We start from the raw sequence: 14,168 nt of genomic DNA, 5'->3' as shown, positions 1-14,168 counted from the left end.
TGGATATTACTCTTCCATGCCGGCAAGCAGCTCGGGGGTGATCATGGCGCGCAGCAGGAAGTCGATCTTGCCGTCGCGTTCGCGGCGCTGCAGCCACCAGACGCCGGCCTTCTTCACGCTGGTTTCCTGCTCGACACCGCACAGCAGCAGACTGGCGGCGCGCCCCAGCATGGGCTGGTGGCCGGCAATGATGACGACCTTGCCCGCTGCCTGTGGCCAGCCGCTGACTTCCAGAATGCGTGCGGCCGAGCTGAAGTCGGGATTCAGGCGCTCGTCGATGCGCACCGGCCAGGGCAGCGCCGCGGCGGTTTCCTGACTGCGCCGTGCCTGGCTGGCCAGCACGCTGATGTCGGCCTCGCGGCCGGCAAGCTGGGTTTTCAGCCATTTCGCCATGCGCGCGGCCTGCTTTTTGCCCTTGGGCGTGAGCGCCCGGGCAAGGTCGGTCACTGCCGCGTCTTCGGCTTCGGCGTGTCGCCAGAGAATCAGGTCCATATCGCCCGTGTCGCTCATACCGGAATCATCTGCGAGCCCAGCTCGGCCAGCATCATCTGCTGGGCGCTGCGGGCCTTGCTGCCGCGCACGGCCTTGCGGCGATAGCGGCCATCGCTGAGCATTTCCCAGGCCTGCGTGTTGTCGACCAGGAAGGGGCGCAGCGATTCGCGGATCACGCGGCGCTTGATCTTGGCATTTTTCACCGGGAAGGCGATTTCGATGCGGCGGAACAGATTGCGGCCCATCCAGTCGGCGCTGGACAGGTAGACGTCTTCGGCGCCATCGTTGAAGAAGTAAAATATGCGATGGTGCTCCAGGAAGCGGCCGATGATGGAGCGCACCTTGATGTTTTCCGAGATGCCGGGCAGGCCCGGGCGCAAGGCGCAGACGCCACGCACGATCAGGTGGATGGTCACGCCGGCGCTGGAGGCCTCATACAGGCGATCAATGATCGACGGCTCCAGCAGGGCATTCATCTTGGCGATGATCACGGCCTTGCGGCCGGCCTTGGCGTGCTCGATTTCCTGCTCGATGGCGCGCACCAGATTCGGCTGCAGCGTGAACGGGGCCTGCCAAAGCGCCTGATGATCGCCCGCCTGGCCCAGGCCGGTGAGCTGCATGAACACGTCGTTGACATCGTTGGTGATGTCCTCGTCGATTGTCATGAGCCCGAAGTCGGTGTAGAGCTTGGCGGTGCGCGGATGATAGTTGCCGGTGCCCACATGCGCATAGCGGCGCAGGCGGCCTTCCTCGCGGCGCACGATCAGCAGCATCTTGGCGTGCGTCTTGTAGCCGTAGACGCCATAGACGACGTGCGCGCCGGCGCGCTCGAGCTTGGCGGCCCAGTTGATGTTGGCTTCTTCGTCAAAGCGCGCCATCAGCTCGACCACCACTGTCACTTCCTTGCCGCGCGCGGCAGCTTCCTGCAGCGCATCCATCAGCGCTGATTCGCTGCCGGTGCGATACACGGTCATCTTGATGGCCACCACATGCGGGTCGCGCGCGGCCTGCAGCAGCAGGTCCACCACCGGCGTGAAGCTCTGGTAGGGGTGATGCAGCAGCACATCGCCGTGACGGATGGCGGCAAACAGGTCGGTCTGCTTTTTCAGCTCCGGCGGCAGGCCGGGGAAGAAGGGTGGAAATTTCAGGTCGGGGCGGTCGACCTGGTCGGGCACCTGCATCAGACGCACCAGATTGACCGGGCCGTTGACGCGGTAAATGTCCGAGTCATCCAGGCCGAACTGCTCGCGCAGGAAATCCTGCAGGTGTTTCGGGCAATTGTCGGCGACTTCCAGGCGCACCGCGTCGCCAAAGGGGCGTTGCGACAGTTCGCCTTCCAGTGCCGCACGCAGGTCTTTCACCTCGTCGTCATCGACCGACAGATCGGAGTCGCGCGTCAGGCGGAACTGGTAGCAGCCCAGCGCGTTCATGCCCATGAAGAGCTCATCGACGTGCGCGTGCAGGATGGACGACAGGAACACGAAGCCATTGTCGACACCGCTGACTTCCTTGGGCATTTTCACGAAGCGCGGCAGTACGCGCGGCGCCTGCACGATGGCGATGCCGGAATTGCGGCCAAACGCATCACGGCCTTCCAGCTCGACGATGAAGTTCAGCGATTTGTTCAGCAGACGCGGGAAAGGGTGCGAAGGGTCGAGTCCGATCGGCGTGAGGATGGGCATCAGCTCGCGGAAGAAGAAATCGCGCACCCATTCGCGCTGCGCATCGTTCCAGACGCTGCGGCGGAAGAAATGGATGCCCTCGGCGGCCAGCGCCGGGAAGATCACCTCGCGCAGCAGCCGGTACTGGCGTTCGACCAGATCGTGCGCCTCGCGCGCGACCAGATCGAGCACCTGCGGCGTGGTCATGCCTTCGGGCAACAGCCGGGTCGGGTTGTGGCGCATGCTTTCCTTCAGCCAGGCCACGCGCACTTCGAAGAATTCGTCGAGGTTGCTCGACACGATGCAGATGAACTTGAGGCGCTCCAGCAGCGGATTGCTGTCGTCTTCGGCCTGCGCCAGCACCCGGCGGTTGAATTCGAGCAGACCCAGCTCGCGGTTGAGCATCAACTGGTTGTCGGCGGGTTTGTAAGTCATTGGCATCGCTCTTCTCGTCATCCTGCATTAATCGATGGGCTGGTGCGGCCATGGGCGGACCGGTTTCTCAACCAGTCCGCCCGGGCCCGCTGCGGGGCGCTGTATCATGCCACCGGCGTGTTACAAATCAGCCTTGTGGCGGCACATAGCCGGCCACGGCATCGGCGCCGGCGCCGAAGAAGTAATTCTCCAGCTGTTGCTGCAGGTACTGGCGCGCACGCGGGTCGGCCAGATTCAGGCGGTTTTCATTGATCAGCATGGTCTGGTGCTTGACCCAGGCCTGCCAGGCTTCCTTGGAAACACTGTCGAACAGCTTTTTGCCCAGTTCGCCCGGCAGGGGCGGAAAATCCAGGCCTTCGGCTTCGCGGCCCAGCTTGACGCAGTGAATGGTACGGCTCATGACGCTACTCCAGTGAAATCGGGATGGGCAATTGCCCGGCAACTGCGGCCTGGCCGCAGCAAACGCCCATTGTAAACTGCTGCGCAGCGGTGGTCAGCCTGTCCGCCCGCAGTTGCTGTCTTCATTGCCTGCGGCAGGCGCAATTCGTGACCGAAACCGGTGCCGCGCCGCATCCGCTGGTCGGGAAGGCAAAAAAATGTTGCTGACACCATCGCGGTTTCGGGTATAGTGCGGCTTCTGGTCAGCAGAGTAAGCAAAGCTGGCCGAGCCTGAACATACAGTTTGCAAGCCCGCCAGCCCCTGTGGCCCGCCTTTCGTGTGCATCCGGAAGCGCCCCTCTTGTTGCCATTGAGCTTGTCGCCATCTGGCCTTCCCCTGATCCAGAGTTGCTGTCGCGCAGGCCTTGCTGCGTTCCTTGCCCGTTTTGCGCCGGTGTTTTCCGGCGGCTCGGCCAGGTTGCGCAATTTATTTCAATTCTGCGCTGTCGCCGTGTGGCCGGCAGCGCCAGCGGAGAACCACCATGGCCAAAGAAGAAGGCATTGAATTTGAAGGTACCGTCAACGAAGTTCTGCCGGAGTCGCGTTTCCGCGTAACCCTGGACAATGGCGTGGAAATCCTCGCCTACGCTTCGGGCAAGATGAAGACCAACCGGATTCGCGTGCTGGAAGGCGACAAAGTGAAAGTGGAAATGTCGCCCTATGACCTGAGCAAGGGGCGGATCACTTTCCGTTACGCCACTGCTCCGGTGGGTGGCGGGGCGTTTACGCCGCGTCGCCGCTGAAGTTCGTTTAACAGGTAAACCAATTGATCATTCGCGATTTACAGCCGGGCGACTGCTTCGCCCAACACCTGGATGGCCAGACTGTCCGTTTTGAAGTCATCGCCATCCAGACGACAGGTCGCCAGATTCAGGTGACCTTCCGCAGCCCGATGGGCATCAGCAGCGCCAACTATCACCGCAATGCCTATATTGCGGCGAGCCGCCACTGAAGAAAAACCCGATCTACTCATCCGGGTATGGCAATGCGGCCCTTTTTGTGAAAGGGCTGCGGCCTGATACCCCGATGCAGGTTTATCGGTCAGCGCTTGCAAGGCCGGCCTGCCGGTTCTGCCCGGCGCTGGATTCCCGCTGAAAGCCGGACTTCCGCGACACCCCTCATGTGCCCGGATGCGCCGGCAGCGCCTGCCTGGCCTGCTGCCGCAAGCGTTCGCTGTTTTCCCTGATCCAGCCAATCACATCCTCACCGCCGAGCAGGCCGCTGATCAGCGGCCCGGTGGCGAAGTCGCAGCCCAGTCCCTGCAGCAGCTGCCAGGTTTCCGCCTTGTCCAGCCCCGGCGCCACCGTTTTCAGTTCAAGCCGGTGGGCCAGTTGAATCATGCTTTCCAGAATGATGCGTGTCAGTTCGCGCTCGCTGGCGCGCTGTACAAAGCCGGCGTCCAGATGGAATTCGTTGAAGGGAATGCTGCCCAGCTGTTCCAGCCAGGCAAAGCCGTTGCCGCGGTCGGCAATGGCGATGCCGAAACCCATCAGCCGCAATTGCCCCAGGTTGGCCGCGATGCTTGCGCTGTCACGCGCACCATCCCAGTCTGCAATCTTGATGACCAGCATTCCGGGCTGCAGGCCGAATTGCAGCAGGCGCTGCTCAAGCAGTTTGGCGGACATGCGCTGTTCAAGCAAACGGTGCGGAAGGCTGACTTGCACGGAGAGCTTAAGGCCGCGCTGAAGCCAGTGTTGTGCGCGGAGCAAGGCGTCATCAAGCAGTTGCCGGTACAGAGTTTCATCATCAAGCCGTGGTGGGATGTGCTGCAGCAGTTCCTCACTGCAGAGCTGGCCAAACTGGTCATGCTGCCAGCAAGGCGTAACGATGACGCTTTGAATCAGTCCGCTGCCGAGCCGAATGCAGGGCCGATACAGCAATTGGATTTCATTCCTGCCAAACGCAGTCTCCAGTTCGGCAGGAGCAAACGCCGGTAAGGCGGTGGTGCTGGCGGGAGGACTGTCCTGCGTTAGCAGTGCTGCGCGCAATTGCTCCACGTTGATTGGTTTTTGCAGCGCAGCCAGCACCTTCACGCCGGCATCCTGGTGCAAGTGTTCGAGCGTTGCAAGCAGCGATGCTTCACGGGTGCTCATGACGATAACGCGCAGTGCCAGCTTCAGGCGCTGTAATTCCTGCAGCAGGGCGATACCATCCAGTCCCGGCATTTCCAGGTCAAGCAGCATCAAGTCGGCCGTGACCTGCCCGTTTTTCAAGGCCAGCAGTGCTTCCAGCCCATCATGGGCCTGTGTGATCTGCGTCATGCCCAGCTCGCGACACAGATTGGCGGCGTGGTTGCGCTGCACCGCCGAGTCGTCAACGATGTAGACCGGGTAGCGCAGGTGTTCGGGCAGCATGTTCAGCCCCTGCCGACCTGTTCGATGAGCTGCGGCACGCGCGCGAGGCTGACGACTTCGTCGGCGGCGCCCAGCTTGATGGCTTCCTTCGGCATGCCGAACACCACGCAGCTGTCCTCGTCCTGGGCATAGGTGCGCGCGCCGGCATCGTGCATTTCCTTGAGCCCGCGCGCGCCATCATCGCCCATGCCGGTCAGGATGATGCCGACCGCATTGCGGCCGGCGAATTTCGCGCCGGAGCGGAACAGCACATCCACCGAGGGGCGGTGGCGGCTGACCAGTGGGCCGTCGACGACGTCGGCCAGGTATTGCGCGCCGCTGCGCTTGATCATCAAATGCTTGCCTCCCGGTGCGATGAGTGCCAGACCGCTGCGCAAGCGGTCACCCGATGCGGCTTCTCGGACTTCAATCTGGCACAACTCGTTCAAGCGCCTGGCGAATGAAGCGGTAAAGGCTTCGGGCATGTGTTGCACTATGGCGATGGGCGGGCAGGTGCGGCTCAGTTGGGTGAGGATCAACTCCAGCGCCTGTGTACCGCCGGTCGATGTACCGATCAGCACGATGCGCTCGGTGGTCTGGATCATGGCGCCGAGTGCGGGGGGGGCGATCACGGCATCGGCGGACAATTTGGGGCGAGAGTTCAGCAAGGCCTCGGACTGCGGGCCAGGCGCGATTGCCGCGCCTGCCTGACTTGCGCTTGCTGGAGGCTTTAGCAGCCCGACTCGTGCTCCCGCCGCAGCCCGCACCGCCTGCACCAGCGAGGCTGATTCATCTTGCAACTGCTGTTTGACTGCCAGCGATGGCTTGGCAAGCACCTGTACCGCTCCGGCCCGCAACGCTTCAATCGCGGTGGCCGAACCCTTGGTGGTCAGTGTGGACAAGATGACGACTGGTGTGGGCCGCTCACCCATTAGCTGCCTCAGAAAACTAATGCCATCCATGCGCGGCATTTCCACATCCAGCACAATGACATCCGGCCACTCTTTGTCCATGCGCGCGCGCGCGTATAGCGGGTCGCTGGCGGTGGCGATCACCTTGATGCCGGGGGCCGCACCCAGAATGTCGGTCACGACTTGGCGAATCACGGCGGAATCATCAACTACAAGAACCTTGATCATGCGAAGGTCTTCCTGTCTGCTGCCCAGACATTCGGGCAAGTTCAACCAGATTAATGCGGTTTTCTGGCGAGTAAGCCCAGCGCTCGCCCCGTCCAAGGAATGCAGAAGAGCAAAATGCCCGGGCGCGATTACTCGCTCTTGCGATAGACGCCCGGTTGGATCGAGCGCAAATTGACGTTCAGGCCTTGCAGACTTTCCGAGTGCGACACAACCAGGTAACCCTGCGGGGCTAAGCGGTGCAGAATGCGCTGCAAAATGGCTGCTTTGCCGGCCTGATCAAAATAAATCAGCACATTGCGCAGAAATACAATATGAAAAGCGTGCATGTGTGGCAGATCCTGCGCCAGATTGACATGCGTGAATGTGGTTTTGGGACGCAGAACGGGATCGATCAGCAATGTGCCATCCTGCGTCCCCACGCCCTTGAGACACCATTGCTGCAGGTAGGCGGGGGGGATGCTGTCGATGCGCTGCATCGGGTAATGCGCCGCACGGGCGCGCTCCAGCATTGGCTGGCTGATGTCGCTGCCGGTGATGTGCCAGTCAGACGCTAGGCCGCGCTCATCCGCCAGCAGCATGGCCAGGCTCCAGACCTCTTCGCCACTGGAGCAGGCTGCGCTCCAGATTCGCAGCGCCTGGCTGGGCGGGTGCTGCTGCAGATAGCGCCGCAGCCAGTTGAAATGTTCGGGTTCGCGGAAAAAATAGGTTTCATGGGTGGTCAGCAGATCAACGGCCAGCACCCGTTCCGCTTGTTCGGCGGGTTGTAACAGCAGCTGAAAGTAAGCTTCATAACTGGTGAGCTGGCGCGCGCGCAGGCGTTTGAGCAGCCGCTGTTGCAGCAGCGGCTTTTTCTCGGCCGGCAGATGAATGCCGGCTTGCTCGCGCATCCAGGTGCTGAAGCGCCGAAAGGCTGCGTCACTCAATTCCATCATCGCAACCGCCTGCCGCAATGCTGTCGCCACCCTCATCCAGGCGCGAAAGCAGGGTGATTTCTTCAATGGACAGTACTCTGGGCACGTTCAGCAGCACGATGAAACGCTGATCAAGACGCGCCATGCCTGCAATGAAATCCGTGCGCAGTTTGCTGCCAAATTGCGGCGCAGCCTCGATGTCGGCCGAATTGATGGCGAGTACTTCATTTACTGCATCCACCAGAATGCCGATCAGTTGCAGGCGGTCTTCGTCCTCATCGTGCACCTCGATAATGACGACACAGCTGCGCCTTCCCAGTTCGGTACGCGGGCGGTGAAAGCGCAGCGCCAAGTCGATTACCGGCACGACTGCGCCGCGCAGATTCATTACGCCGCGAATGAAGTCCGGCATCAGCGGCACTTCGGTCAGATACTCATATTCCAGAATCTCCCGGATGCACAGAATGTCGATGGCAAAGGTCTCGTTACCCAGCTGGAAGGTAAGAAACTGCCCTGCATCGGGTTCATGCTCGTCGGTTGCCGCAGACCGGCCATGCTGGCTGCGCTGCAAGGTCAGGGCTGTCATGGTTTCTCCTTTCAGAAGCGCACGAAATCATGCTCATCCGGCGCGGCGGGTACGGCGCGGTTGTGCTTCTTGCTTGCGGCAGGCAGGGGGAAGCGGGCGGTTTCGCTATCACGCTGTGAGTCCTGTCCCAGGGTGAAAAAGCCCATGATGTCCTGCAAAGCCGCAGCCTGGCCGCTAACTTCCTCGGCCGTACCTGCCAGCTCTTCACTGCTGGAGGCATTTTGCTGCGTCGAACTGTTGATCTGTTGCACGGCGCTATTGATCTGGTTGACGCCGCTGGCCTGTTCATTCGAAGCTGCGGCGATTTCCTGCACCAGATCGGCGGTTTTGGTGCTGGAGCGCACGATTTCTTCCAGCAGGCTGCCTGCGCGTTCTGCCAGAGCAACGCTGCTGGTTGCTACGCCGGTGATTTCCTGTGCGGCGATCTGGCTGCGTTCGGCCAGTTTGCGCACTTCGGCAGCCACCACTGCAAAGCCCTTGCCATGCTCGCCGGCGCGGGCCGCTTCGATGGCGGCATTGAGCGCCAGCAAATTGGTCTTGTAGGCGATGTCATCGATAATGCGGATCTTTTCGGCGATCTGGCGCATTGCCTTGACCGTTTCACTCACCGCGCTGCCGCCCTCGCTGGCTTCGCGCATGGCTTTCGCGGCAATGGTTTCGGTAACCTTGGCGTTATCGTTGGTCTGGTTGATCGAAGAACTCATTTCTTCAATGGAGGCACAGGTTTCTTCGATGCTGGCGGCTGATTCACTCGCCATTTGCGAGAGATTTTGCGAGGTTGAGGACAACTGCTGCGCCGCGCCCGACAGGTTGTCGGCATTGACTTTCACATCAGCAATGATGCTCTTGAGCTTTTCGATCAAGACGTTGATGGCGAACGCCAGGCTGCTGCGGTCACTGGCGCGGACTGGCAGCGAAACTGCAAGGTTGCCAGCGGCCAGCTGATTCATGACGAGCATTACCCGTTGCGGTTCTCCGCCGAGCTGGCGCAGCACGCTGAAGGCCACCATGAAGAGCAGTGCCATCAGCACGGCAACTGCGCCTGCCCCGAGCAGGATCACGGTATTGGCGCTGTCGGCGATGCGCGTTTCCATGGCTTTTTCATCGGCCCGTACCATTTCGGTGGCCTGCTTTTGCAATGATTCGGCCAGTTTCTCCATGCCTTGTGCGGTTGCGCGATCCAGGCCGCGCACGGCCTTGTCGACCAGCTTGCCGGCATTCGGTTTTTTCTCCTCGAAGAGTTTGAGCGCGGCCAGATACTGGCCGTACAGTCGTTCATGCTCCTTGAGCAACTGGTCGATATCAGCGGTCGCCACCCCCAGCTCGGCAAAGTGCTTCCTGACCTCTTTCAGATCGTTTTGTACCGTGTCCTGCCCTTTTTTGAAGGCTTTAAGGTATTTTTCATAATCTTCTGGTGTGTCGCCGCGCAGCAGGATGTTTTTCCATTCCTGAACCTGGGTTTTGAAGTCCGAGTTGGCGCTTTGCAAGTCGCTGATGCCGGAGGCGATCTTCAGGCTTTTTTCAGCATTCGCCTTCGCCTGCGTTTCGATCTGCTTGACGTTTTCATAACCACGCCAGCCCATCAGGCTGACGATGGCGGCGACCAGAATCGCGAGAAAAACAAACTTGGTTTTCAAACCGCTTAGCAGTGCGCTCATCGTGATGCTCCTTGTTGTTGCTGTTATGTGCTTGCAGATTCAGGCGGAAGGTTGAATTACTGGCGCATGTGCTGTGGCTTGGCCTGGGCGCTGCCCAAATGAGCCTGATCCGCCGCCAGGCTGTATTTGACGGCGTCGCGGTTGATGACATGGGTGACGAGTTCATTGACGTCCAGAATCAGCGCCACCTGGCCATTGCCAAGAATGGTCGATCCGCCGATCGGTTTCAGACTGCGGAACATGCTGCCCAGTGGTTTGATGACGGTCTGGAATTCGCCGAGCAAGCGGTCTACTACCAGCCCGGCCTTGCGATCACCCAGTTGCAGGATGACAACGTTCTGCCGTGGCGGGGTGGGGTGTGGCAGCTCGAAAAACGTGGCCAGACGCAGCAGGGGCAGCAGTTCGTTGCGCAGATTGAGGTGATCGCAACTGTTGTTGCCGCTTTGCTCTTCGGGCAATTCGACGCACTCGACAATGCTTTCCAGCGGTACTATGAAGATGGCGTCGCCTGCCTGAACCATGAAGCCATCAATGATTGCCAGGGTCAGTGGCAGGCGGATGCGGAATACCGTGCCGACCTCCAGCTCCGAATCGATGCTGATGATGCCGCGCAAGGCTTCGATGCTACGCCGCACTACGTCCATGCCGACGCCGCGTCCGGAAATGTTGGTAATCTGATCGGCCGTGGAAAAGCCCGGCTCGAAAATCAGTGCGTAGATTTCCTGATCCGCCAGCTGGGCATCCGGCGCAATCAGGCTGCGGTCTATGGCTTTCTTCAGGATTTTCTCCCGATTCAGTCCGCCGCCGTCGTCACTGATTTCGATCACGATGCTGCCGGACTCGTGGTAGGCATTGAGCCGCACCGTGCCTTGCGCCGGCTTGCCGCGCAGCCGGCGCAGCTCGGTGCCTTCAATGCCGTGATCCATCGCATTGCGCACGATATGCATCAGCGGGTCACCAAGCTTTTCGACCATGGTTTTGTCCAGTTCGGCATCGGCGCCGGAAATCTTCAGCTCGATCTCCTTGCCCAATTCTTTGGACACATCGCGCACCACGCGCGGGAAGCGATTGAAAATCTCGCCTACCTGCACCATGCGCATGGATAGTGCGCCGGTGCGGATCTGTTCGATCAGCCCGCTGACACCCTGGTTCCATTCCTGCAGGGCGGTACTGCCGGTTTGCTGTGCCAGCAGATTGCCGGCCGCGCCGGCGATGACCAGCTCGCCGATCAGATTGATCAGATTGTCGAGCTTTTCGGCCTCGACCCGCAGAAAGCGGCTTTCGCCTGCGCGCTCATTGGCTTTCACCTTTTTGCTTGCGGCAACGGGACTGGCGGCCGGGTCGCCGGTGCCCGGCGGCGGCGTTCCGGCAACTGTTTCGATTTTCGCAGCCATCCCCTGGTCTGCGGCATGCGCTACTTTGCCACCTTCCATCATCCCCAGCGCCAGCCAGCTCTGGCGGGCCTGCTGCAGTTCGGCTTCGGGCAGCGCGCCGCCGGCATCGGCCAGTTGCCGCGCGGCGTCGGCCAGGGGGGCGATGAGGATATGGCTGTCTTCACGGGCAAATTCAAAGACATCGTGCAGCGTGGCGAGGTCGCAATGGCCGGCAAAGCGCAGCGCCAGCTGCAGGTAGTTCTGTTCCGGATCGTAATCGCTGACGGCGTTCAGTCCGGAGTAGAGCGGGATGACCTGCTCGATGTGGCCCAGCGTGGCGAGATAACTCAGAAAGCTGGCCGGGTCGAGACCATGGCGCAGCACATCGGGCCCGAAGCCCAGATACAGCAGCCAGTCCTGATGAGCCGCCGCAGCGGTGGCTTCCGCAGAGGGCTCGCCGGGCGTCGCTGCACCGGCCTGGCCGGACAGCCCCGCCAGCTCGGCCAGCAGGGCGTGGCCAAGGGTGGCATCCGGCGCGGTGCCATGGCTCGCCAGCGCCTGCAGCATGGCCTTGACATGATCGTGGCAGCGCAGCAGCAGACTGGTCAGTGTCTCGGTCAGTGCCAGTTCGCCGCCGCGCAGGCGGTCGAGCACGTTCTCGACCTGGTGGGTAAAGCCGACGATGTCATCCAGTGCGAACAGCCCGGCCGAACCCTTGATGGTATGAATGGTACGAAACAGCGCGTTGAGCAGTTCGGGGTCGGATTGCGTGCTTTCGGCATCCAGCAGGATGGCTTCCATCTGCTGCAGCAGTTCGAAGGCCTCGTCGAAAAAGGCCTGCATGGCTTGGTCGAGATTCATGGCATTACTCCGCGCGGCCGAAGGTCAGGGCATCGGCAAGCCCCAGTTGCGCCAGCAGCGCCGCCAGCCGGGGGGAGGGGTCGCCCAGCGCCAGCGGCTGCTGCTTTTCCCGGCACTTGGCCTGCAGCCACAGCAGCAGCTGCACGAAGGACGTATCGCATTCCTCGATGGTCGACAAATCCAGCACCAGCGGCTGCCCGGCGAGCAGGGCGGCCGACAGTTGCTCGTGGGTGGTGGCGACCTGGTAGATCGTCTGTTCGCTATCCAGCGGCAGGGGGCTCATGGCGGCTCCGGCTTGGCAAGGTGCAGAGGTTCAAAAGATCAGCGGCAAGGGTTTGCTGCGCCGTCTCAAGGTAACACGAGCTTTTGCACGGCCATCAGCATCTGCTGCGGCTGGAAGGGCTTGACCACCCAGGCTTTCACACCGGCATCCTTGCCCTCGTTCTTCTTGGCTTCGCCCGCTTCGGTCGTCAGCATGATCACCGGGGTGAATTTGTAGGCAGGCAGGGTTTTCATCTGCTTGACGAAGGTGATCCCGTCCATGTTCGGCATGTTGACATCGGAAATCACCAGATGAATCTTGCGGCCGTCGAGCTTGCTCAGTGCGTCCTTGCCGTCGCAACCCTCGATGACGTCATAGCCGGCGCCCTTGAGCGCGAGGCCGACGACGGTGCGCAGGCTGGAGGAGTCGTCAACGATCAGAATGGTTTTGCTCATGTGTTGTCCCCGTGTCGGCAGATCAGAAGAAGGTGATGGTGGATTCCGCCGGCAGCGCGCTCTTGCTGCGGTCGGTGATGTGCTGCTCCAGGGTGGTGTAGCTCTTGCTGAGCTGGTCGGCCCATTCCTGCGGATTCTGTTGCGCCAGCTGCTGACGGCTGGCCACATCACCCAGGCGCTGCATGTCGGTGCTGATGTGCGAGAGGATCTGGCTGACCCGATCCTGGAATTGCAGGTTGACCATCACTTCGCTGATGTCGCGCTCGATGGACTGATTGGTGCTCACCAGTTCTTCCATGTCCCGGCCCAGCGTTTCGGCCGCCTGCTCGATGGCGGCGATCACCGAACGTATCGTGCTGCCGGTTTCATCGATGGTCTGCTGGTCGCGCGCGGAATAGTTGCGCGTCAGCTCCAGCATGGATTGCATGGCGCCATTGACCGACTCGACCTTGGCGCTGATGTGCTTGCCGGTTTCGCCCGACAGCGTCGAGAGCTTGCGCACCTCATCGGCCACGACGGCAAAGCCGCGCCCGGCCTCGCCGGCACGTGCGGCTTCGATGGCAGCATTCAGCGCCAGCAGATTGGTCTGCCCGGCAATGTGCGCCACATCGCTGGCCATGCGTTTCAGTTCTTCGGTGAACGAGGCCAGGCTGGCGATTTCCTGCTGGAAGTGCTGGCGTTCCTGCGCGGCCTGTTCAAGGGTGGTGAGGATTTGCTGCAGCTGCTGCTCGCTGCCGGCAATCACGTCGATGACCTGGTTGGAGCCCAGCTGGTCGCCGCTCAGCGCCATTTTCAGCTGCGCCATGATGTTGCCGAAACGGGTGACCAGATCGTCGGCGGCCTGTTCGGTTTGCTGGCGGGCCAGCGTGACATTGTGGTCCCACAAGGGCAGCACCTTGCTGACGAGCAGATCGGCCTGCGCCGCTGGCGCCTGTTCGGGCGGTGGAGCGAAGCTCAGCTCAGGGGCAGCGGCGGGGCGGCGGTCGAACAGCAGGGCGGCGACGCCGGTGCCGGCGCAGGCCAGTGCCAGCAGCCAAGCCAGCGGGCCGCTGGCGAGCAGCAGCAGGCCCGTCGTGCCGCAGGCCAGCGCCAGAACGTGCAGAACGGTGGCGGAAAGGGGGCGCATGGATCCTCCTGATATTGTCTTGAGACCGCGAAGGTCTTGCCTGCCTGATGCGCGCAGCGCGCCGACAGTCACGAAATGTCAGGATAGAAAGCCGGCCAGACCAATACAAGCGCTATCTGATGGACCATGTCATGCCAATGACAGTGCCGGTGCGCCTCTGCTAGTGCATAGGGCGGAACAAATCTTTACTTATTAGGTCATTGTTTACATGCGACGACCAATGACCCTTTCACTCTCCGAGGCCGATCTCCAAGAATTGACAACCTGGGTTCGCCGCGGCTCGACACCACAAAAGCAGGCGCTGCGCGCCCGCATCATCCTCATGACCGCCGAAGGCGTTCCCAGTAAGGAAATCGCCCTGCAATTGCGCACAACCGCGCCCACCATCATGTTGTGGCGACGCCGTTTCCTCGAAGCCGGCGTTGCCGGCTTGCGCCA

The 14,168-nt window shown here is 61.3% G+C and carries 15 protein-coding genes; 3 read left to right on the top strand and 12 right to left on the bottom strand.

From position 1 onward, the window contains the following. Positions 1 to 6: 6 nt before the first annotated feature. The 3 genes from C515_RS0100075 to C515_RS0100065 form a co-directional block, all read right to left on the bottom strand. Positions 7 to 510: a SixA phosphatase family protein gene (locus C515_RS0100075; RefSeq protein WP_245574965.1), complete on the bottom strand. Its 504-nt coding sequence runs from the start codon at positions 508 to 510 to the stop codon at positions 7 to 9. Further along, positions 507 to 2,588: a polyphosphate kinase 1 gene (ppk1, locus tag C515_RS0100070; protein ID WP_028453855.1), complete on the bottom strand. Its 2,082-nt coding sequence runs from the start codon at positions 2,586 to 2,588 to the stop codon at positions 507 to 509. Before ppk1 ends, C515_RS0100075 begins: the two co-directional genes overlap by 4 nt. Positions 2,589 to 2,715: 127 nt before the next feature. Further along, positions 2,716 to 2,988, bottom strand: coding sequence for an oxidative damage protection protein (locus C515_RS0100065; RefSeq protein WP_028453854.1), 273 nt, complete (start codon positions 2,986 to 2,988; stop codon positions 2,716 to 2,718). A gap of 520 nt (positions 2,989 to 3,508) precedes the next feature. On the opposite strand from C515_RS0100065, the gene infA reads away from it, so the two are divergent. Both infA and C515_RS0100055 read left to right on the top strand, forming a co-directional pair. Continuing rightward, entirely contained in the window at positions 3,509 to 3,769 is a 261-nt protein-coding gene (infA, locus tag C515_RS0100060) for a translation initiation factor IF-1 (RefSeq protein ID WP_028453853.1), read from the top strand. Between the two features lie 23 nt (positions 3,770 to 3,792). Continuing rightward, positions 3,793 to 3,978 carry a hypothetical protein gene (locus C515_RS0100055; RefSeq protein WP_028453852.1) on the top strand — a complete coding sequence of 62 codons (186 nt, stop codon included), beginning with the start codon at positions 3,793 to 3,795 and terminating at the stop codon, positions 3,976 to 3,978. A gap of 166 nt (positions 3,979 to 4,144) precedes the next feature. On the opposite strand, the gene C515_RS0100050 is transcribed toward C515_RS0100055, so the two are convergent. The 9 genes from C515_RS0100050 to C515_RS24445 form a co-directional block, all read right to left on the bottom strand. Continuing rightward, the gene (locus C515_RS0100050; protein WP_028453851.1) at positions 4,145 to 5,380 is read right to left on the bottom strand and encodes an EAL domain-containing response regulator; all 1,236 of its coding nucleotides are present in this window, start codon (positions 5,378 to 5,380) and stop codon (positions 4,145 to 4,147) included. A 2-nt stretch (positions 5,381 to 5,382) separates the two neighbouring features. Beyond that, complete coding sequence (locus C515_RS0100045; protein WP_028453850.1) at positions 5,383 to 6,498, bottom strand: protein-glutamate methylesterase/protein-glutamine glutaminase; 1,116 nt, start codon at positions 6,496 to 6,498, stop codon at positions 5,383 to 5,385. A gap of 128 nt (positions 6,499 to 6,626) precedes the next feature. Then, on the bottom strand, positions 6,627 to 7,430 hold the full coding sequence (locus tag C515_RS0100040; RefSeq protein ID WP_043647556.1) for a CheR family methyltransferase: 804 nt from the start codon (positions 7,428 to 7,430) through the stop codon (positions 6,627 to 6,629). Next, positions 7,414 to 7,995, bottom strand: a complete 582-nt coding sequence (locus tag C515_RS18730) for a chemotaxis protein CheW (RefSeq protein ID WP_081686655.1) — start codon at positions 7,993 to 7,995, stop codon at positions 7,414 to 7,416. Before C515_RS18730 ends, C515_RS0100040 begins: the two co-directional genes overlap by 17 nt. Before the next feature lie 11 nt (positions 7,996 to 8,006). Beyond that, the gene (locus C515_RS23925) at positions 8,007 to 9,653 is read right to left on the bottom strand and encodes a methyl-accepting chemotaxis protein (RefSeq protein WP_043647554.1); all 1,647 of its coding nucleotides are present in this window, start codon (positions 9,651 to 9,653) and stop codon (positions 8,007 to 8,009) included. A gap of 56 nt (positions 9,654 to 9,709) precedes the next feature. Beyond that, complete coding sequence (locus C515_RS18725; protein WP_051304453.1) at positions 9,710 to 11,887, bottom strand: chemotaxis protein CheA; 2,178 nt, start codon at positions 11,885 to 11,887, stop codon at positions 9,710 to 9,712. Positions 11,888 to 11,891: 4 nt separating this feature from the next. Then, entirely contained in the window at positions 11,892 to 12,170 is a 279-nt protein-coding gene (locus tag C515_RS0100020; RefSeq protein ID WP_028453847.1) for an STAS domain-containing protein, read from the bottom strand. A 65-nt stretch (positions 12,171 to 12,235) separates the two neighbouring features. Continuing rightward, positions 12,236 to 12,604, bottom strand: a complete 369-nt coding sequence (locus tag C515_RS0100015; protein WP_028453846.1) for a response regulator — start codon at positions 12,602 to 12,604, stop codon at positions 12,236 to 12,238. Between the two features lie 22 nt (positions 12,605 to 12,626). Continuing rightward, complete coding sequence (locus C515_RS24445) at positions 12,627 to 13,730, bottom strand: methyl-accepting chemotaxis protein (RefSeq protein WP_051304452.1); 1,104 nt, start codon at positions 13,728 to 13,730, stop codon at positions 12,627 to 12,629. Between the two features lie 220 nt (positions 13,731 to 13,950). Here C515_RS24445 and C515_RS18715 point away from each other — a divergent pair. Continuing rightward, positions 13,951 to 14,168: helix-turn-helix domain-containing protein (locus tag C515_RS18715; RefSeq protein WP_028456337.1), on the top strand; the 218-nt coding region annotated here is incomplete at its 3' end.

The organism is Chitinilyticum litopenaei DSM 21440 (genome assembly GCF_000428145.1).
In the GTDB taxonomy this organism is placed as follows: Bacteria; Pseudomonadota; Gammaproteobacteria; order Burkholderiales; family Chitinibacteraceae; genus Chitinilyticum; species Chitinilyticum litopenaei.
This window is presented reverse-complemented; position numbering and strand designations above follow the sequence as displayed.